General features: G+C 69.8%; 18 protein-coding genes. 9 read left to right on the plus strand and 9 right to left on the minus strand.

Annotated elements, in window-relative coordinates:
- Positions 1-213: 213 nt before the first annotated feature.
- The 3 genes from OG352_RS39115 to OG352_RS39125 all read left to right on the plus strand — a co-directional run bounded on the left by OG352_RS39115 (position 214) and on the right by OG352_RS39125 (position 3228).
- A complete protein-coding gene (locus tag OG352_RS39115; RefSeq protein ID WP_329223507.1) occupies positions 214-645 on the plus strand; it encodes a Zn-ribbon domain-containing OB-fold protein in 432 nt (143 codons plus the stop codon).
- 77 nt (positions 646-722) lie between these two features.
- On the plus strand, positions 723-1991 hold the full coding sequence (locus OG352_RS39120) for a CaiB/BaiF CoA transferase family protein (RefSeq protein WP_329223509.1): 1269 nt from the start codon (positions 723-725) through the stop codon (positions 1989-1991).
- Positions 1992-2049: 58 nt separating this feature from the next.
- Complete coding sequence (locus OG352_RS39125; RefSeq protein WP_329223511.1) at positions 2050-3228, plus strand: acyl-CoA dehydrogenase family protein; 1179 nt, start codon at positions 2050-2052, stop codon at positions 3226-3228.
- Between the two features lie 84 nt (positions 3229-3312).
- Here the strand turns inward: OG352_RS39125 and OG352_RS39130 are convergent, their stop codons facing one another.
- From OG352_RS39130 to OG352_RS39160, 7 genes are all read right to left on the minus strand, one after another.
- On the minus strand, positions 3313-4179 hold the full coding sequence (locus OG352_RS39130; RefSeq protein WP_329223512.1) for a 3-hydroxybutyryl-CoA dehydrogenase: 867 nt from the start codon (positions 4177-4179) through the stop codon (positions 3313-3315).
- Between the two features lie 242 nt (positions 4180-4421).
- Positions 4422-5330, minus strand: coding sequence for a LysR substrate-binding domain-containing protein (locus OG352_RS39135; RefSeq protein WP_329223514.1), 909 nt, complete (start codon positions 5328-5330; stop codon positions 4422-4424).
- 129 nt (positions 5331-5459) lie between these two features.
- Positions 5460-6566: an alcohol dehydrogenase catalytic domain-containing protein gene (locus OG352_RS39140; protein WP_329223515.1), complete on the minus strand. Its 1107-nt coding sequence runs from the start codon at positions 6564-6566 to the stop codon at positions 5460-5462.
- A 68-nt stretch (positions 6567-6634) separates the two neighbouring features.
- The gene (locus tag OG352_RS39145; protein WP_329223517.1) at positions 6635-7186 is read right to left on the minus strand and encodes a carboxymuconolactone decarboxylase family protein; all 552 of its coding nucleotides are present in this window, start codon (positions 7184-7186) and stop codon (positions 6635-6637) included.
- Positions 7187-7209: 23 nt separating this feature from the next.
- Positions 7210-8220 carry a VOC family protein gene (locus tag OG352_RS39150; protein WP_329223519.1) on the minus strand — a complete coding sequence of 337 codons (1011 nt, stop codon included), beginning with the start codon at positions 8218-8220 and terminating at the stop codon, positions 7210-7212.
- A gap of 93 nt (positions 8221-8313) precedes the next feature.
- A complete protein-coding gene (eno, locus tag OG352_RS39155) occupies positions 8314-9624 on the minus strand; it encodes a phosphopyruvate hydratase (protein ID WP_329223521.1) in 1311 nt (436 codons plus the stop codon).
- Positions 9625-10275: 651 nt separating this feature from the next.
- Positions 10276-11307: a LacI family DNA-binding transcriptional regulator gene (locus OG352_RS39160; RefSeq protein WP_329223522.1), complete on the minus strand. Its 1032-nt coding sequence runs from the start codon at positions 11305-11307 to the stop codon at positions 10276-10278.
- Positions 11308-11491: 184 nt separating this feature from the next.
- On the opposite strand from OG352_RS39160, the gene OG352_RS39165 reads away from it, so the two are divergent.
- A complete protein-coding gene (locus OG352_RS39165; protein WP_329223523.1) occupies positions 11492-12271 on the plus strand; it encodes a fumarylacetoacetate hydrolase family protein in 780 nt (259 codons plus the stop codon).
- Between the two features lie 365 nt (positions 12272-12636).
- Here OG352_RS39165 and OG352_RS39170 read toward each other — a convergent pair whose 3' ends face one another.
- Complete coding sequence (locus OG352_RS39170; RefSeq protein WP_329223524.1) at positions 12637-13905, minus strand: MFS transporter; 1269 nt, start codon at positions 13903-13905, stop codon at positions 12637-12639.
- Between the two features lie 770 nt (positions 13906-14675).
- Between OG352_RS39170 and OG352_RS39175 the strand changes: the two genes are divergently transcribed.
- The 3 genes from OG352_RS39175 (at position 14676) to OG352_RS39185 (ending at position 17346) form a co-directional block, all read left to right on the plus strand.
- Positions 14676-15680: a C-terminal binding protein gene (locus OG352_RS39175; RefSeq protein ID WP_329223526.1), complete on the plus strand. Its 1005-nt coding sequence runs from the start codon at positions 14676-14678 to the stop codon at positions 15678-15680.
- Positions 15677-16717 carry a phosphotransferase family protein gene (locus OG352_RS39180; protein WP_329223528.1) on the plus strand — a complete coding sequence of 347 codons (1041 nt, stop codon included), beginning with the start codon at positions 15677-15679 and terminating at the stop codon, positions 16715-16717. The genes OG352_RS39175 and OG352_RS39180 overlap by 4 nt, the downstream gene beginning before the upstream one ends.
- 98 nt (positions 16718-16815) lie before the next feature.
- Complete coding sequence (locus OG352_RS39185; RefSeq protein WP_329223529.1) at positions 16816-17346, plus strand: cupin domain-containing protein; 531 nt, start codon at positions 16816-16818, stop codon at positions 17344-17346.
- 34 nt (positions 17347-17380) lie between these two features.
- On the opposite strand, the gene OG352_RS39190 is transcribed toward OG352_RS39185, so the two are convergent.
- Entirely contained in the window at positions 17381-18307 is a 927-nt protein-coding gene (locus OG352_RS39190) for a LysR family transcriptional regulator (RefSeq protein WP_329223531.1), read from the minus strand.
- A gap of 153 nt (positions 18308-18460) precedes the next feature.
- Between OG352_RS39190 and OG352_RS39195 the strand changes: the two genes are divergently transcribed.
- Together OG352_RS39195 and OG352_RS39200 are read left to right on the plus strand one after the other, a co-directional pair.
- A complete protein-coding gene (locus OG352_RS39195) occupies positions 18461-19633 on the plus strand; it encodes an acyl-CoA dehydrogenase family protein (protein ID WP_329223533.1) in 1173 nt (390 codons plus the stop codon).
- Positions 19634-19717: 84 nt separating this feature from the next.
- Entirely contained in the window at positions 19718-20215 is a 498-nt protein-coding gene (locus OG352_RS39200; protein WP_329223535.1) for a flavin reductase family protein, read from the plus strand.
- Positions 20216-20297: the final 82 nt, after the last annotated feature.

Consider the following 20297-nt stretch of genomic DNA (forward strand, 5'->3'; position numbering starts at 1 on the left):
CGTCCCCGTGGAGGTGCCCTCCCGTGCTGTCGGGCCCGCTGTGAGAGTAGCGCCGGGAAACCGGTTCTGACCTCAGTGAACGGAACGCGTTCCGCGCACAAAGATGCGTCAGCTCGTCGTTGACCGGCGGTCCGCGGCAGGGCCAGGGTGAGGGAGCCGGATCGGATTCCGATCTCCCGTTTCGGGTCACCGAACTGCGTGCAGGAGGCCACGATGCTCGAGACAGTCACCCTTGACCTTGAACACACCGAGCGTGGGGAAGGCCACGAAGCGGCTGCTGCCGCCACGTCCGCGCCTCTCACGCCGAACACACCGGCGGACTGCGGCGAACTGCTCTTCCAGCGCTGCCTGTGGTGCGGCACTCCGGACTACCGGCGCTCGTTCTGCCGCGCCTGCGGATCCAGGGCCTTGCGACGGGAACCCAGCGCGGGCGACGGGGTCGTCCTTCGCCGGCAGGGCCAGGTCCCGCACAACACGTGGTTCGTCGCGATGAACGAGGGCTTCAACCTGCTCTGCCGGGCCACCGGCACGCCGCCGGTCGCGGTCGGATCGAGGGTGAGCGTCGTTCGGGCCGGCGCCCCCCTCGGCCAGGGGCTCCCCGTCGTGGAACCCACCCGCCCGCCGACTTCGGACCGCTCGTGGTGACGGGACACGGCTCGAACGCGGCCACCTCGCGTACGAGGGACGACTCGCCTACGCGGGACGATCAGAGAGGAGGGTGCGTGAGCACCCAGCACAACGCGCCGGACGGACGGGCCGACGTTGCCGAGGGGACGGGGCGCGGCGCGCTGGAGGGTCTGCGGATCGCCGACTTCTCCCGGGTTCTCGCGGGGCCCTACGCCACCATGCTCCTCGCCGACCTCGGCGCGGAGGTGGTGAAGGTCGAACGGCCGGGCATCGGGGACGACACCCGGGCCTGGCACCCTCCGGCGGACCACGACGGCACGTCGACCTACTTCCTGAGCGTCAACCGGAACAAGAAGTCCGTCACCCTGGACCTCACGACCGACGCCGGCCGCGAACAGGCCCGCGCCCTGGTCGCCGAGTCCGACGTGCTGGTGGAGAACTTCCGCCCCGGCACGATGGAACGGCTCGGGCTCGGACAGCACGAACTCCGTGCCCTGCACCCGGGCTTGGTCTACTGCTCGATCAGCGGCTTCGGCGGCGGCGCGGGCGCGGCGATCCCCGGATACGACCTGCTCGTGCAGGCCGTCGGCGGTCTGATGAGCGTGACCGGGGACGCCGCCGGGGAGCCGGTGAAGGCGGGTGTGGCCCTGGTCGACGTGATCACCGGCCTGCACGCCTCGCTGGGCATCCTCGCGGCCCTCCGGCACCGGGACGCCACCGGGCAGGGCCAGCACGTGGAGGTGAACCTCCTCAGTTCGCTGCTGTCGGCCATGGTCAACCAGGCGTCGGCGTTCGCCGTCGCCGGTGTCGTCCCGGGCCGTATGGGCAACGCGCATCCGAGCATCGCCCCGTACGAGACCTTCCCGGCCGCCGATCGTCCGATCGCGATCGCCGTGGGCAACGACCGGCAGTTCGCCGCGCTCGCCGACCTCGTCGGGGAACCCGGTCTCGCTCTCGACGACCGCTTCCGCACGAACACCGACCGGGTCGCCCACCGCACCGAACTGCGGGACATCCTGACGCAGCGGCTGGGCACCGCCGGCGCGGACCACTGGTCGGCCGTCCTGCTGGCCGCGGGGGTGCCCGCCGGGCCGGTCAACACCCTTGACGAGGCGTTCGACTTCGCCCAGAAGCTCGGCCTTCCCGGCATCGTCGACATCCCCGCCACCCCCGGCATCCCCGCCACCTCCGCTGACGGAGCAGAGGGCAGGCCCGCCCGCCAGGTCGCGAGCCCCATCGCGCTGAGCGGCACGCCCGCGCAGTACCGCCTGCCGCCACCGCGCCTGGGCCAGCACACCGCGGAGATCCTGCGCCGCCCTTCCGGCCACGACCAGACCTCCGCGCCGGACGAAGCGGTCAACTGACCGTTCCCGGCGCAGGCACCACGACCAACCGATCACCGACAACCCCCAGGAGCACACGATGAGCGGCGCCAAGCCGATGAAGGACCCCCTCGACCTGCTCGACATCTCCTCCACCCTCACCGACGAGGAGCGCGAGATCCAGGCCACCGTCGCCAAGTTCCTGGCCGACCGGGTGCGCCCGCACATCGGCGAGTGGTTCGAGAACGCGCATTTCGCACGCGAACTCGCCCCGGAACTCGGCAAGTTGGGCGTTCTGGGCATGCACCTCGAAGGCTACGGCTGCGCCGGCACCAACGCCGTCTCCTACGGTCTGGCCTGTCTGGAGCTGGAGGCGGCGGACTCGGGGTTTCGCAGCTTCGTGTCCGTGCAGGGCTCGCTGTCGATGTTCTCCATCTGGAAGTGGGGCTCGGAGGAGCAGAAGCAGGAGTGGCTGCCCCGGCTGGCCGCCGGTGAGGCGATCGGCTGCTTCGGTCTGACCGAGCCCGACTTCGGCAGCAACCCCTCCGGGATGCGCACCAGGGCCGTCCGGGACGGCGGCGACTGGATCCTGAACGGCTCCAAGATGTGGATCACCAACGGCGGCATCGCCGATGTGGCCACCGTCTGGGCGCAGACCGAGGACGGCGTCCGCGGCTTCCTCGTGCCGCGCGGGACACCGGGCTTCACCACGCAGGACATCAAGCAGAAGATGTCGCTGCGCGCGTCCATCACCTCGGAGCTGTCCTTCGACAACGTACGGCTGCCCGACTCGGCGCGCCTGCCGCTCGCGCAGGGCCTGCGCGGCCCGCTGTCCTGCCTGAACGAGGCCCGCTTCGGCATCCTGTTCGGCGCGGTCGGCGCGGCCCGCGACTGCATCCAGACGGCCATCGAGTACGCCGACTCCCGCGTCCAGTTCGACAAGCCCATCAGCGCCTTCCAGCTCACGCAGAAGAAGCTCGCCGACATGAGCGTGTCCGTCGGCAACGCCGCGCTGCTCGCTGTCCACCTGGGCCGGCTCAAGGACCAGCACCGCATCCGGCCCGAGCAGATCAGCGTCGGCAAACTCAACAACGTCCGCGAAGCGATCGCCATCGCCCGCGAGTGCCGCACCGTCCTCGGCGCCAACGGCATCTCCCTGGAGTACTCGCCGCTGCGCCACGCCAACAACCTGGAGTCGGTGCTGACTTACGAGGGCACCAGCGAGATGCACACTCTGGTCGTCGGCCAGGCGCTCACCGGCCAGGCGGCGTTCCGCTGATCGCCGATCCTCTGGTCGAAGCAGAGGGCCGAACGCAGGGGCGGCCGTCGGCCGCCCCTGCCGGGTTTTTGCCCTTACCGACGCTCAGGCCGCCTGGTAGCTGAAGAACCCCTGTCCCGACTTACGGCCCAGCAGTCCCGACTCGACCATGCGGCGCAGCAACGGGGGCGGGGCGTACAGCGGTTCGCGGTATTCCTCGTACAGCGCCTCGCCTATCGCCGCCACGGTGTCGAGACCGATGAGGTCGGCGAGGCGCAACGGGCCCATGGGGTGGGCGCAACCAGCGGTCATCCCGGTGTCGATGTCCTCCGCTGTCGCCGTGCCGGAGCTGACCATCCGTACTGCCGCCAACAGGTAGGGAACCAAAAGGGAGTTGACCACGAAACCGGCGCGGTCCTGGGTGACGATGGCTTTCTTGCCCAGGGCCTCTTCGGCGAAGGCCCGCACCCGCAGTTCCGTGGCCTTGGAGGTGTGCAAGGACGGGATCACCTCGACCAGCGGCAGGACGGGAACCGGGTTGAAGAAGTGCAGTCCGACCACCGCCTCCGGCCGTCCGGTCACGGCGGCGAGCCGGGCGATGGGGATCGAGGAGGTGTTGCTGGCCAGTACGGCGGCCGGGTCGGTGACCACCTCGTCGAGCTGCCGGAAGAGCGCCGTCTTGGCCTGCTCGTCCTCTACGGCCGCCTCGATCACCAGGTCCGCCCCGGACAGGCGGGAGAGGTCCGCGGCGACCGAGATCCCGGCCAGGGCACGGGCGCGGTCCTCCGAGGTGACGGCGCCGCGCTTCTCCGCCTTGAGCAGGGAGTCGGCCACGCCCGCCAGGCCGGCACGGGCCCTGTCCTCGGTCACGTCGCACAGGGTGACGCGCAGCCCGGCCCGGGCGCAGACCTCGGCGATGCCCCGGCCCATCTGTCCGGCGCCGACGACGCCCACGTGCTTGATCGATGTCATACGTTCCTCCGCCTGTCCTTCCCCGTCCGACGGCAGTCGACAGACGGAGCCACGAATCTGGGGTGCCGTGTCGAGCCTAGGCCGGTCATACCCCCTCTGACCTGCTCAGACGGTGCGTTTTCCGCGTACAAAGATGCGTCGGATCGTCGTCGGTTCGTCGTCGGCCGGCGGTGCTGCGCGGAGCAAGCCACGCCGACGAGCATCGGGGGCGGTCCGGCGGCCGGAGTGGCGACACCGTGGCTTCAGCCGGTGCCGACCGTGGCGGCAGCCGCCTTCCGCAGGTGGCGGATCACGCCGCGCACGGCAGGCGAGGTCTCGCCCCTGCGGTAGGCGCCCACCAGACGGGTGGTCAGCGGTACGTCCGCCAGCGGGCGGTAGGCCACCCCGGGGATCTGCACGCGGCGCAGCGAATCGGGGACCAGGGCCACCGCGAGACCACCGCCCACCAGGGTCAGCGCCGCGATGAAGTCCCGCACCGGGGGAGCGCACCGCGGACTGAAACCGCCCCGCTCCGCCACCTCCAGGATCTGGTCCCGGCAGCCGTACTCCTCGTCGAAGTGCGGGGCCACGAACTGCTCGTCGCGCAGCTTCGCCGCCGGTACCGCCTCGTACGCCGCCAGCGGCGCGTCGGCCGGCAGCGCCAGGACGACGTCCTCCGTGAGCAGACAGGCGGCGGTGACTTCGGCCGGGTACTCCGGCCTCCAGCGCAGGAACCCGACGTCGATGTCCCCGCAGGCCAGCGCCTCCAACTGCGCCGGCGTCTCCAACTCCCGTACCTGCAGGGTGAGCTGCGTGCCGGGGGCCGCGCAGCGGGTGAGGACGTCGGTCAGCACTCCGGAGAACGCGGCCGAGGCGACGTACGCGATCTGGGCGTGCCCCAGCTCGCCGCGACCGGCACGCCGGCCCACGGCCTCGGCCCGCGCGGCCTGGGCGAGGGTCAGCCGCGCCTCTTCGACGAAGAGCCGCCCGGCGCTGGTCAGCGCCGGGCGGGTGCGTCGTCCGCGGTCGATCAGGCGGACGCCCAGGTGCGATTCCAGCGCCCTGATCTGGGCGCTGAGCGCCGACGGAGCGAGATGCAGACGGTCCGACGCCCGCGCGAAATGCAGTTCCTCCGCGACGGTGACGAACGACTCCAGCCAGCGCAGTTCCACCGGCTCCTCCGTCCTGCTGGGCGTGTGCTCAGGCGAGTGCCGGCCGTGCGTGCGGCCGGCGGTTGGGACACCCCGCGGCGGAGTCAGGGCAGGACAGGACCGCCGCGGGGTGAGTACGGTGCTCTGCGGTCAGGGGATGACGACGTAGTTGCTGAATCCGCCGTCGCGGTCCTCCAGGCCCGAGATGGCCTCGTTGACCCTGGACAGAGGGAAGGGCTTGGCCTGCAGGTAGGACAGGTCCAGGGTGCCCGTGGCCACCATGTCGGCGAGTTCCTGCCCCTGCGCGGTGCTGAACCAGTTGGAGCCGATCAGCTGGACCTGCTCGTCCATGAGCCACTTCACGTCCAGGGGCAGCCGGTCGGCAACGCCGCCGACGTTGACGACCCTGCCGCCCCGGCGGACGCCCTGCATGGAGTCGAGCATCGTCTCCACCGGAGCCTTGGCGCCCAGCGCGCTGATGACGTAGTCCGCGCCCTCGCCGCCGGTGCGGGACTTCGCCCACGCGCCGGTGGAGCCGTCGCCCAGCCGGAAGACCTCGACGCGATCCGGGTCAAGTTCCTTGACGCGCTTGAGGAGTTCCTCGTTGCGACCGGTCCCGAGGACCCGGGAGGCGCCGGAGGCCAGCGCGAGCACGGTCGACGCGACACCGAGGGTTCCCGTGATCCCGTCGACGAGCGCGACCTGACCCGGGCCCGCCGCGGCGTTCTTGAGGGCGCCGTAGGACGTGCCGATGTAGCCCAGCTTGCCGGCCTGCTCGAACGTCATGTTGTCCGGGATGTTGACGATCGAGTACTGCGGGGCGGTCATGTACTCCGCGAAGCCGCCGTAGGGGTAGAGGTCGAATATCCGCTGACCGTCACGGGAGGTGCTGAAGTAGCCGTTCAGGGTGAAGTAGCGGCAGCGGCTCAGTTCGCCGCCCCGGCACACCTGGCAACTGCCGCAGGAACGCAGGGGGTTGACGTACACCCGGTCACCCGGCTTGGTGTGCAGCACGGCCTCACCGACCGCTTCGACCACGCCGGCGGCGTCCAGGCCGAAGACGGCGGGGAACTTCGGCAACGGCTGATGCGGGAACCAGGTGGGCCAGTTGTTGATCACGTTGGCCATGTTCGGCACGATCCCGCACGCCTTGACCCGTACCAGCACGTCGGTCGGGCGGGGCGTGGGCACGTCGATCGTGTCCACCGACATCGGCTCACCGAGTGCGTGCAGTCGTGCAGCGAGCATTTTCGCCATTGAAATACTCCTTGGAACTGCTCCGTCCCGGCGGCCGGGGGCGGAGACATCAAGAATTCCCTACGAACTTACGAATTGGGGAAAGGGTTCGGGTAGTTGTCCTCGAGGTCGATGCCCAGCAATCCCATGATGCGGACGCCGGAGTTGTACCAGGCGATGGACAACGACAGTTCGACCATCTGCTTGTCCGTCAGGTGGCCGGCGGCGGCACGCCACGTCTCCTCCGAGACGTCGACCTGGAGCGTGGACTCCTGGGCGAGACGCATCACCGCCTTCTCCGTGTCGTCGAACAGACCGGACGACTCGAAGTCGGCCACCGCCGCGAGCTGTTCCTCGGTGAGCCCGGCCTTGAGCCCGTGCGACTGGTGGTGCGCGACCTCGTACGCCGACCGGGTCGCGTACCCCACGGTCAGGATGGCCAGTTCACGCAGGCGGGGGCTGAGGTCGGCGGCCCGCAGCGAGTTGGCGTAGGTCAGGAAGGCGTCCAACTGGGTCGGCGCGTTGGTCAGGGCGAGGAAGATGTTCGCCGTCGGGACCTTGCGTTCGGCTTCCAGCCGGTCGTACAGGGGCTTCTGCGACTCGTCGGCGTCCTCGCGGCGCAGGTAGGGGACGCGTGCCATGGTTTCTCCTCGGGACGAAAAGATCAGTGGGTGGACTGGGACTGTTCGAGCAGGAACCGCTCCAGCGACATGGGCTTCGGCGGCTCGGCCGGCGGAATCTGCTTGACTCCCACGAAGGGCGACGCTTCGAAGTACCACTTCTCCAGCGCCGGGAGGCCCCAGCGGGCGTTGGTGCTCAGCGTTCCCGCGTCCCAGCGCACCGGCTCGATCTCGGTGTCGATCGTCTGGTAGTGGCTGTTGAAGACCTCCACCCGGTGCCCGTCGGGGTCACGCAGGTAGGCGAAGAGCATCCCGCCCGGCCCGTGCCGTCCGGGGCCACGCTCCACACCCTCGCCGTAGCCGTGGATGCCCGCGAAGTCGCAGGCGGTGAAGATGTCGTGGCTCTCGGAGACGGTGTACGCGAAGTGGTGCAGCGCGGGGCCGCTGTTCTCGACGATCGCCAGGTCCAGGCAGGTGCCCTTCCGGTACATGAACGCGCCCAGCAGCTTGTCGCCGTGCGCCAGGTACTCGGAGTTGCGGAAGCCCAGTTCGCCGTAGAACGCGCACAGCTCGTACGTGTCGGGCGCGAAGGTCTGGTAGTGGTCGAGCCGCTGCGCGTGCGCGCCCTTGTGGAGCTGGAAGTCGATGTGCAGCCTCGGCCGGGTCTCCATGTGCGCGCAGAGTTCGAGCGGCGTGCCGATGGGGTCGCTGACGTGCAGGGTGCGGCCCTGGTACGGGGCGTCGACCCACTCGGCGGGCAGTCCCCGCTCACGGAACCAGTCGTACGCGATGTCGAGATCCTCGTCGAAGAAGACCCGGAAGCCGATCCTCCTGCTCCTGCCCGCGCCCTCCTCGTCCAGCTCCAGGACGAGGCTGTGGTGGCAGGCTTCCGACAGGCCGCGGAGGTAGCAGGTGCGCTCGTCCTCGTCGCTGACGACGAGTCCCAGCACGTTCACGTAGAAGTTCCGGCTCTCGGCCAGATCGGCCACGGTGAGCCGGACGTGGCTGGAGCGGGTGATGTTGAAACTCGGGCGCAGATTGACGGGTGGCAGCATGCTGGTCTCCGTGCTCGGATCGGCTCTGGATCTCTGGATCTGGAGCTGGATTTCGCTGACTGTAATACGTGATACGGGATATTCCGCGGCCGTTTACGGCTTGGTGACAAAGGCCCGGGATCCGGCGAATGTGAAGGCGGACCAGCCGCTGAATTCCGCGGATTCACCGAGGGACTCCTCGATGCGCAGAACCTCGTTCCACTTGGCCATGCGCTCGGAGCGGGTGAACGAGCCCACCTTCAACTGGCCGGCGTCCCAGCCGACGCTGAGATGGGCGATGGTGACGTCCTCGGTCTCCCCGGAACGCGCCGAGACGATCGTGCCGAAGCCGGCTTCCTTTCCGGCCCGCAGTGCCTGGAACGCCTCCGTGACCGTACCGGCCTGGTTCGGCTTGACGAGGACGGCGTTCGCCGTACCGCTGGTCGCTGCGGCCTCCACGCGCTTGGCGTTCGTGACCAGGTAGTCGTCGCCGATCACCTGGCAGCGGTCGCCGTAGCGCCGGGTGAACTCCAGCATGCCGTCGTGGTCGTCCTCGCCCACCGGGTCCTCGACGGACAGGATCGGATACTGCTCGATCCAGCCGCCCAGCATGTCGATCAGCGCCGCGGTGTCGAGCGTGCGGTCGTCCAGGGCCAGCGTGTACCGCCCGCCGCTGCCGAACTGCGAGGCCGCGACGTCCAGCGAGATGCCCACCTCGGTCGAGGGTGCGAAGCCCGCGGTCCTGATGGCGCGGGTCAGCATCTCCAACGCCTCCTCGTTGGAGTCGAAGGCGGGCCAGAAGCCGCCCTCGTCGGCCACGCCCTGGGCCTTCCCCGCCGCGCGCATCAGACTTCCTGCCGCCCGGTAGATCTCCGCGGTCCAGTCCAGGGCCTCGGAGAAACTGTCCGCCGCCGGGCACATCACCATGAAGTCCTGTACGTCGACCCGGCGGTCCGCGTGGGCGCCGCCGCCGAAGATCTGGATCTCCGGCAGCGGGATACGGACCGGGCGTTCGCCCGCCAGGTGCTTCCACAGCGGTACGCCCGCCGAAGCGGCGGCGGCGTGCAGGACGGCCATGGACGTGGCCACGATCGCGTTGCCGCCCAGACGGCTTCGGTCGGTAGTTCCGTCGAGGTCCACCAGCAGCCGGTCGACGGCTTCCTGGTCACTCGCGTCACGGCCGGCGAGGGCGGGCGCGATCTCGTCGTTCACCGAGCCCACCGCGCGCTGGACGTCGAGCCCGCCGAAGCGGCTGCCGCCGTCGCGCAGGTCGAGCGCCTCGCCCTGGCCCGTGGAGGCCCCCGCCGGCGCGATGGCCCGCCCCGTCGAGCCGTCCGCGAGGTGCACCTCGACCTCGACGGTCGGCCGACCGCGTGAGTCCCACACTCTGCGGCCGTGGAGCTTGGCGATCCGCGCGTCTGTCATGGCGGTGCAACCTTTCGGAGTTGGGACGACCGGGGTGACGGTCAGGGTGACGGTCGGGAAGTCCGTGCCTGGCATCGGGGGAGGGATGTCCGCACGGCCGAGGCGTACGGAGGTCATGGCCGACGAACGGGAGCGGGCTGACCCCGAGGGGGCGGCACCCGGACCGGTACGAGGGTGCTGCGAGCGAGTGAAGGGGTCGTACGGCTTTCTTCGCCTCGCCGTCGTGCTAACGATAGCGCAATCGTGCGAACTGTCGACGGTGATGTCAAGGGGTAGGTTGCGCTCCCTTCTTATCGGCCCGCCGTGCGACTCCGCCCTCGCGCGCCCTCTTGGTCCACCTCGAAGTGAGTGCTATCGTTCGCACGATCCTGCTCCGGCAAGGACAAGGACTCCGGCGGGCCTGCGCACTTCCTGGACAGACGGACAGCACAGGGAGGGGCGGGCCCGCCGGGCAGGGTCGTGGCCGAAAGAAGAGCGAGCCCGATATGGCGGCTGAGCCCTCTGTAGCGGCGATGACACTCACGACTGTGGCGGCGAGTACCACGGCCACGGCCGTCGGCTTCGGCCGTCGGCTTCGGCAGGTTCATGCGGAGGTGCCCGGAGCAGTGTGCTCCGGGCACTTGCGCGTGTGCGATGGGGGCCGCCCCCGGCTCAGCGGGACCTGGACGAAGCCCGTCCGCCAGGGGGTGCCGTGCTGCCGCGCAGGATCAGCGATCCGGGGGAGACCGACGTGTACGGTCCGTCGTTGCCCGGCTTGGTCTTGAGGCGGCGCATCAGCCACAGCGCGCAGCCGGTGGCCATCTCCTGGATCGGCAGGCCGATCGTGGTGAGTCCGGGGCCCCACCAGGAGAACCCCGGCTCGTCCCCGAACCCGATCACGGACAGCTTCCTGGGCACCTTCACGCCCTGCTCGGACAGTTCCTCCAGGACTCCCCGGGTGAGCTGGATCGACCCCAGCACGAGCGCCGTGGGGGCGTCCGGGCCCTTCAGCAGCCGGCGCACCGCCTGGCGGCCGTGGTCCACGGACGACGGCGGGCCCAGCTCCGTGCGCCCGGCGTCGTCCGGCAGGCCGCCTTCGCGCAGGGCGGTGCGGAAGCCACGCAGACGCTCCGCGCCGGTGGGCAGTTCCTCGGGGCCGCCCATGTACGCGATGCGCGTGTGGCCCTGGGTCACCAGGTGGGCCGTGGCCCGGCGCAGCGCCTCGTGGTCGTCCACGCCGAACCACTGGGAGCCGAGCGACGGGTGGCGGCGCAGCAGTTGGAGGTGCGGCACCGTGCGCAGGAGCTTGACGGAGTCGCTGTGCGGGCGCGCGGTGGGCACGATGATGACGCCTGCCACGCGGGTCGCGGACAGCTCCCGCAGATGGCGCAGCTCCACCATCCGGTCGTCGTCGGTCTCCGCGAGCATCAGCTGGAAGCCCTCGGCCTCCATGTTCTTGGACAGCTCGTGCGCGATGGTCGAGTAGAAGCTGTTGCGGATGTCCGGGATCACCAGGGCGACCACGTTGCTGGACGCGCCGCGCATCATCCGGGCCGCGCGGTTGCCGACGTACCCCATCTCGGAAGCGGCCTGGCGGACCTTGAACTTGGTCTCCTCGCTGATGCGGGAATCGTCGGCGAGCGCCCGGCCGACGGTCGAGACGGAGACTCCGAGGCGTTCCGCGATGTCCTTGGTCGTGATCACGTGAGGGCCCCCTTGAGCTGACTGATCCCGTGTCGTCACTTTCCGTGTGCCAACGATAGCGCTTGTGTTGCGCTCCGCAGTCGGAACGGAAGGGCCCCAGGGATGATCGTTCTGTGCGTGCTAACGTTAGCATTGCTGGATGGGTCGTGCAGCCGTATACGGCTGCCTAGTTGCGGAGGTTTCCGTGCGGATCATCAGGTATGCCGTCGGCGGCGTGCGTCACTACGGAGAACTCGTATCCGGTGATGCCCGGATCGCGAGATTCGAGGGGGATCCCTTCACCGGACTTTCTCCCACCGGGCACGTCGACGAAATCGGCGACGTAGTCGTTCTCTCGCCGGTCGAACGGCCCCGGATATTCGGGTTCGCCTACAACTACGCCTCGCACATCGACGAGACCGATCGTGAGGTTCCGGAAGTTCCCGTGTGCTTCATGAAGCCCAGTACCGCGGCGATAGGCCCGGATGACGCCATCGTCTATCCGGCGGACGGTGAACTGATCCATTTCGAAGGCGAGTTGGTCGTCGTCATCGGAAAGGAAGCCCGTCATGTGAAGCCCTCGGACGCCCACGAGTACATCCTCGGCTACACGTGCGGCAATGATGTCAGCGACCGCATCGTCCAGCGCAAGGAAAGCGCGTACGGCACGCTTCTGATCGGGAAGGGGCAGGACACCTTCGCTCCCCTCGGGCCGGTCATCGAGACCGAACTCGACCCTTCTGCCCTGTCGTTGACGACCCGCGTGAACGGCGCCGTCATGCAGTCGGCGAGCACCGCCGACCTGCTGCTCGCCGTTCCCGACATCGTCAGCTACCTCAGCCGCTACGTGACGCTGCTCCCCGGAGACGCGATCATGACCGGCACGCCCGCCGGCGTCGGGCCGATCCGTCCCGGTGACGTGGTCGAGGTGGAGATCGAGGGCATCGGCGTTCTGCGTAACCCGGTGGTGGCGGAGAGCCGCTGACTCCGGACGCCTGCCGGGCGACATTCCACGGGGCCTGCCCACCGCTCGGCGGTGGGCAGGCCCCGTGGAATGTCGGCGGTGTGCCGCCGGGCGGGCTCTTCGAAGTCGGGCGGTGTGCGGGCAGGCCGGGTCCCCGGTAGGTGAGGTGCGGAAAGGTGACACTCCCGCACCGAAGTGTCACCTTTCTGTGCGGACCACCCCCCGGGCAGGCGCCCGGCAGAGAGCCGCACCGCCCAAGTCCGAAGACCCGCCAAGCGGACTCATCGAAGTCTGGTGCGGTACCGCGCCCCGAAAGGGGCGCGGGGAACTGCGCGGCCGCCCCCCCACCGGCCCACGGGTTCGGCACCGTGGTTGCGGCGGAGCGCTCAGCGGGCCGCGTTGTTGAACTGTGAGGTGCGGACGAAGGTCAGGGCGACGACGGCCAGCAGCGGCAGAACCGTGACCTGGAACAGCCCGGCCCGGGTCCAGCCGAAGGAGTCCACCAGGGCGGCGAAGAGCAGACCCGAGAACGCCGCCGGTCCGTAGTAGCTGGTGACGAAGAAACCGGAGGCGCGGCCGATCTGGCCGGGGCGGACGGCCCGCTGCATCGCGCTGTTGGTGTTGGGGTAGATGAAGCCCAGCCCGAAGGCGCCCATGAGGAAGGCGAACACGCACTGCACCCCCACCGCGGCGTGCGCCGTGTAGATGCACACGCTGACGGCGGAGACGGCCAGCAGGCTGAGGATCAGCAGGTTGCGCTGGTTGAAGCGGTCGCCGAGCCAGCCGCCGAACACGGCCGTCATGCCGCCGAAGCCGAGGAAGCTCATGGACAGTGCGGCCTGCCCGGGGGTGTAGTGCAGCGAGCTGATGAGGAACGTCGGGTAGAGGCCGAGGAACCCGTAGATGGCCACACCGCTGATGACCGCGTGGACGGCCAGTGCGACGGTGTTCCGGTTGTAGACGGAGGCCGGCATGTACTCGTAGGTCCCGGTCGAGGCGACCTTCTCGACGGAGTGCTCGGTCAGGCCGGTCCTCACGAGAAACAGGGAGGCGGTGGCGATCAGCAGCCCGGCCGCTCCGAACAGGTAGAACGGCGAGTGCCAGGTGCCGTGCATGCTCACCAGCTCGACACCGATCAGCGGGGCGATGAACACACCGATCGAGTAGCCCACGCCGATGACTCCGAAGGCGAGGCCACGCCGCTGGGCGAAGAAGGCGCCGATCGCCGCGAAGATGGCGGCGGACTGCATGCCCTCACCGAAGCCCGAGACGACCCGGTACAGGGTCATGTCGGCGAAACCGGTCGCCAGCGGTGTCGCCATCGTGCCCAGGGAGTAGATCACGATGCTCACCAGCAGCACGGTCTTGCGGCGGAACCGGTCGAGCAGGTAGCCGGCGGGCAGGCCGGCGAGGGCCATGCCGAGGGTGAAGTTCGTCGCCAGCAGCCCGCCCTGTTCCAGGGAGAACCCGTACTCCTCGCGGATGTTGGGCAGCAGGGGAGGGAAGACCTGGCGGTCCATCGCGTTGACCATGTAGGAGAGGACGATCAGCAGGAAGCCCACGCCGACCATGGGGCGGGAAACGAAGGGCCGGTCGCTTTCCTGTGTTTCACCGGCGGGCACCGCGGTGGTGTCGACTTGCGCAGCGTGAGTCATAGCGGCTCCTGAAGAGGAATGGGTCACGGCGGGCAGTGGCGGGCCGTGGCGGATCCATCGCCGTACGGGGCCGTACGCGGCTGTACGGGGTCGTACGGCGATGGCGAGAAGCGGTGAGCTGAACACGGACTCGCGTCGACGACGGCTATGCGGTCGTCGACTGGCGGAATGGGGCGACGGGTTGCCGCGCGGTCGGACACCGCATGCGGAATTCAGCCGTGTATCGCCCGTCGGGGACATCCGTGGCTATGGCGTCTTCGACAGCCGGACTTCGTGCGGACACTTCACGGTCACACGGTCGGCGCTGGCAAAACCATGGAGGGAAGTACCGGGCGCGTCAAGACGTGCACCCGGGTTTTCTTCGGCGCCTCTCGTTTTCCCCGTGGCGGCGGGTTCCTCCGCTCTGGAAGCGGGCGGGCCCTGCGGTGCGATGCCGACGATCAGGTGCATGCCGCACCCTTGACGTGCCGAAGGTTCTGAATGCTATCGTTAGCACCACGTGGCTGTGACACAGTGATGCGACGTGCCCTGGTATCCCGTGATCCGTTCCGGGGGACGTACTGCGGCGCCTGCCCGACCACAAGTCGGCGAGCGCCGGCGAGCCCAGTGACCCCCTCCGATCCCTCCGACCCACCCGAGGCCACCGACGGCCCATCGGACATGCCGTCGGCCGCCGTTCCGGGTGGCGATCAAACCCGCTCACCGGACGCGACCGGGCGCGACGCCCGACCGTCCGCCGCGGCCGCACGATTCTGCGAGGACGACCTGCCATGAACCCATCGAGCCGCCCAGGCACCGTGCTGCTCACCGACTACGCCTGGCCCGACGACTCCGTCGAGCGATCCGTCATCGAGGAGGCGGGCCACACACTGGTGACCGGCCCCGCCGAGCCCGCCTCGGCCGAGGCCGTCGAGGAACTGGTGGCCGAGCACCGGCCCGCCGGCATCCTCACCTGCTGGGCGCCCGTCTCCGCCACCGCGATCGGCACGTCGCCGGACCTGCGGATCGTGGCCAGGCTCGGCGTCGGCCTCGACAACATCGCCGTGGAGGCGGCCACCGACCGGGGCGTCTGGGTCACCAACGTGCCCGACTACTGCGTCGAGGAGGTCGCGGACCACGCCGTCGGCATGGTGCTGGCCTGGACGCGGGGCCTGGCCGTGTTCGACCGGGACGTCCGCGCGGGCCGTTGGGACCCCGCCAGTGCCCGGCTGCGCCGCCTGTCGACGCTGACCTGCGGCGTCGTCGGATACGGACGCATCGGACGCGCGACCGCCGGTCGGCTCGGCGCGTTCGGCTGCCGGATCCTGGCCCACGACCCGTATCCGCCGAAGGACGCCCCCGGCGTGCAGATGGTGGGCCTGGAGGAACTGCTGCGCCGCAGCGACGTGGTGATCCTCCACGTGCCGCTCACCCCGGACACGCACCACATCATCGGAGCCGAGCAGTTGGCGCTGATGCGGCCGGGCGGCCTGCTGGTCAACGTCAGCCGGGGCGGACTGGTGGACACCGACGCGGTGATCAAGGCGCTCGACAGCGGGCACCTGGACGGAGCCGCCTTCGACGTCCTGGAGACCGAGCCGCACGTCCCCGACGGACTGCTGGCGCAGCCGGGTGCGCTGCTCACCCCGCACGTCGCGTTCTCCTCCGACGCCTCGGTCACGGAGCTGCGCCGTCGTGCCGCCGAGGAGGTCGTGCGGATCCTGGCGGGCGAGGAACCGGCCCACGCACGCAACAGCCCCCGTGGGCTGCCCGCCGGGTCGGGTGACCGGCGATGACCTCGCCCTCCGCGCCGGTCAGCCCGGACCCGGTGCCGGACACCGCGCTCACCGACTTCCTGCTCGCCCACCGGCTCGCCGCACCCGGCGAGGCCGCACGCTGGACGCCGCTGGCCGGCGGGGTCTCGTCCGACCTGTGGCGGGTGGACCTGCCGGGACGTTCCCTGTGTGTGAAGCGGGCCCTGGCCCGGCTGCGGGTCGCCGCCGACTGGCAGGCACCGGTGTCGCGCAACGCCTACGAATGGGCGTGGATGCGGTTCGCGTCCCGGCACCGGCCGGACAGCGTGCCGGAGTTGCTGGCCCACGACGCCGAGGCCGGCCTCTTCGCGATGGCGTTCCTGCCCCCCGAGCGGTACCCGGTGTGGAAGGCGCAGTTGTTCGGCGGCCAGGTGGAGGCGGCGACCGCGGCGGCCGTCGGAGAACTGCTCGGGACCCTGCACGCGGCGAGCGCGGGCGATGCCGCCCTCGCCGAGGAGTTCGCCACCGACGGCAACTTCCACGCCCTGCGCATCGAGCCGTACCTGCTGGCCACCGCGGCGGCGCACCCCGGTCTGAGCGGCATCCTCCAGGGCCTCGCCCACCGCACGGCCACGACCCACCTGGCCCTGGTGCACGGCGACGTCAGCCCCAAGAACATCCTCGTCGGCCCGGCCGGGCCCGTGCTGCTGGACGCCGAGTGCGCCTGGTACGGAGACCCGGCCTTCGACCTGGCCTTCTGTGTCAACCATCTGCTTCTCAAGAGCCTGGTGGTACCCGGGAACCGAGCCGATCTCCTCGACTCCGCCCGAGTGCTGACTGAGAGGTACGTCCGGTGCGTCGACTGGGAGCCCCGGCAGGCCCTTGAGGCGAGGGTCGCGGCACTGCTCCCGGCGCTGTCGCTCGCGCGCGTGGACGGCAAGTCCCCGGCGGAGTACCTCACGGACGACCGGCACCGGCTGTTCGTACGCACGGTGGCAGCGGCCCTGCTGCGGGCGCCCGCTCCAACGGTGGCGGATGTCCTGGACGCCTGGGCAGCCGCGCTCGACGGGCCGACCTAGCCCGGCGGCGGCAGGCCCGACTGACATCAACCGATTAGAGGAACACGACGGGCCAGGCGGACCCGGCGGACCCGACGGACCTCAACGAGGAGAGACGTATGCGCAGAGTCGTCACGGGCCATGACGAGAACGGCAGGTCGGTCGTCGTCAGCGACGGCCCCATCCCGCGCAGCCGGGAGTTCAGCAGTCTGCCGGGCTGGGTGTCCCGCCTGCCGTGGGCCACCGAACCCGGCGAGCGGGCCGGCCGGACGGGGGAGGATCCCACGCCGAAGGTCACCAGCCTGCTCCCGGCACCCGGCGGGACACGGTTCATCGTCCTGACCTTCCCGCCGGACACCGCGATGGCCGACCCGGCGTTCGACCCCGTCGCCTTCGACCGGGAACAGCGGGCGGACTCGCCCGGCATCGCGGACCTCATGGAGCCCGACGGCATGCACACCACGCCGACCGTGGACTACGGCATCGTCCTCCAGGGCGACATCGTCCTCGAACTCGACGACGGCCACCGCACCCCCCTCTCGGCAGGGGACATCGTGATCCAGAACGGCACCCGCCACAGCTGGCGCAACCCTGGCGACCAGCCGGTCACCGTGGCCTTCGTCCTCGTCGGCGCGGAGCGCGCCGGCTGACGCGCCGGCTGACAGGGGCGAAGCCGGACGCGCGTCAGTTGACGGTGTCCGGTCCGCCCGGGCCCGCGAGTGTCTTCTCCGCGTACTGGAGGAACGCGCGGGCCCGTTGTGTGGGGACGACGTGCGAGGCATGGGCGATCACGAGCTCGACATCGTCCAGTGGGTCGCTGAGCGGCACGGATGCCAGGGGGAGTCCTTCGACGCTGGTATCGGTCGGCCAGGTCTGAATCAGCGTGGCGAAGCCGAGACCGCGGGCGACCATGCTGCGGACGGCCTCGATGCTCGATGTCCGGTACCGGATGTTCGGCCGTGCTCCGGCGAGGGAGAACCAGTGGTCGGCGTTGTGCCGGGCGGGCGGCTCCGCGCAGATGATCAGTGGTTCGTCGGCCAGTTCGGCGAGTGAGACGGACTCGCGCTCCGCCACAGGGTGGTCGGCGGCGACGATGACGTACGGACGGCTCGCGCGGAGCGTCGTACGGGACAGGCCGGCCTCGTCGCCGAATGCGTACAGCAAAGCGATATCGCACGAGCCCTGGACGAGGGCTTGTCGCATTTCGTCCTGCTCGCCCTCGATCAGTTCCAGGTTGACCGCCGGGTGAAGGCGGGTGAATCCGTCCACCAGGAGTGGGATCAGGAAAGGCGTCAGGGCCGCATAGCAGCCGATGGTCAGGCGGCCGGCCAGTCGGCCTTCCTCGGCCTGGGCGCCGGCCGTTATCTCGTCGGCCTGAGTCAGCATCGCCTGGGCGCGGCCGAGGATCCGGCTGCCCGCCTCGGTGAGGGCGACCCCTTTCGCCCGACGGCGTATCAGCAACTGCACGCCGAGGCGGCGTTCGAGGTCGGCGATCGCCGTGGAGATGCCGGCCTGGGAGGCATGGCACCGCACCGCGGCCGCGCTCATGGAGCCGGTGTCCGCCACCGCGACGAAGTATTCCAACTGGCGGAGGGAAAAATTGGCTGCCATTTCTCTCCTGCTGCTATGGGAAATCTCGATAAGCCTTATCGGAAAGTCCTGCTTTTCGTGGCCGTAACGCGGATGTCATCCTAAGCCGCAGTTCGCCTGTGGAAAAGGCTTGTCTTACGAGCAAGCCGCCGCGCGCTCAACGAGGAGACCTCCATGACCACGCTTCTTGACCCCACCCGATCCACCGGCCGAGGAATGGACGGCGGCGTGCTCGACCGCGTCCGCGCACTCCTTCCCGAGATCGCCGCACGCTCCGCCGAGGGGGAGGACGCCCGGGCGGTTCCGGCGGAGATCGTCGCCGCACTGCGCGAAGCCGGTGTGTTCCGGATGGCCCTGCCCCGGGTGTGGGGCGGCGAACAGTACGGGCTGCTGGAAGGGGCCCAGGTGGTGCGGGAGATCGCCCGGGCCGACGGCTCGACCGGCTGGACGGTCCAGGCCGCGTCGATGGCGTGGTTCTTCGTACGGTCGCTGCCCCGGGAGACGCTGGAGAAAGAGGTGTTCGGAAGCGGCGCGGATGTGATGCTCCGCGGAGCGGTGGCTCCGAAGGGACTGGCGACGCCGGTGCGGGGCGGTTACCGGATCAGTGGCCGCTGGCCGCTGGCGAGCGGTCCGTTCACCCCGGACTGGATGCTCGGAGGCTTCCTGGTCGAAGGGGCGCCTCCGCTGCCGGACGGCCGCCCGGACATGCGGGTCGCGCTGCTGCGGCCCGAGCAGGTCACCTTCCTCGACACCTGGGACGCGGTCGGCCTGCGTGCCACGCAGAGCACGGACTTCACGACGGACGACGTCTTCGTGCCCGAGCATCACACGGGGCCGATGTTCAGCGACAACAACATCCCCGCGCCCCTCTACGACCTGCCCTATTCACCCACCGGGGCCTCGCACGACGCCGTCGTCCTCGGCGCCCTCGACGGCGCCCTCGACGATCTCGCCGAACTCGCCGCCACCAAGCGGCCGGCGTTCAACCCGAGGGCCCTCCTCGGTGAGGACCCGGTGTTCCAGGAGAAGTTCGCCGAGCTGCAGTTGCGGGCGGCGGCTTTGGCCGCCCTGTCGGAGCAGACCGGACGCATCGTCATGGCCCGTGCCCTCGGGGGAGAGGAGCCCACCCCGGCCGAGTGGTTCAGCTACAAGGGCACCACCCAGCACATCCACCATGAGGGCATCCGGATCCTCAACGAGCTCATGACCCTCTCGGGCAGCGCGGGTCTCTACAGCACCAGCCCGCTGCAGCGCCGCTGGCGCGATGTCCGCTGCGTCTCCCAGCACGTGGTCGGCAACACGGGCGCGATGCGGCAGCTCGGCGCGGTCCTGTCCGGACAGAACTGACGCCCGACACCTGTGACACCGAAAACGGCACCCGCCAGGAACCTTTCAACACCGCACACGCCGACACCCGAAGGGTGGACTCCGATGAGCCCTCTCGACGCGACACCGACCAACCCCGCCCTGCTGCGCCAGGCTTTCGGCTGCTTCCCGTCCGGGGTGACAGCCGTGTGCGCACTCGACTCCGGCACCCCGGTGGGCATGGCCGCGAGCACGTTCACCCCGGTCTCCCTCTCACCGGCCCTGATATCGGTCTGCGTGCAGGACACTTCCTCGACATGGCCGAAACTGCGCCGACGAAGCCATGTGGGCGTGAGCGTGCTCGCCCAGGGACAGGATGCGATCTGCCGGTCGCTGGCCGGGAAGGAGGGCGACCGGTTCGCGGGAGTCGACTGGGACGCCGACGAGGACGGCGGCGTATACATCCACGGCGCCGGTCTCTGGCTGAACTGCTCGCTGTACGCCGAACTCCCCGGTGGCGACCACATGATCGTTCTGCTGGAGATCCAGGGTCTGAAGGCCGAACCCGATCGCGAACCCCTGGTGTTCCACAACAGCCGGTTCCGACGCCTGGCCGTCTCATAGGCAGAGGCGAAGGCCGGCTCGGTACTGGTGCGCAATCTCCTGAGCCGGAAGGCCAGTTGGGATTGGCGTCGGATCCGGCGGA

The sequence above is a fragment of the Streptomyces sp. NBC_01485 genome (assembly GCF_036227125.1).
GTDB lineage: Bacteria > Actinomycetota > Actinomycetes > Streptomycetales > Streptomycetaceae > Streptomyces.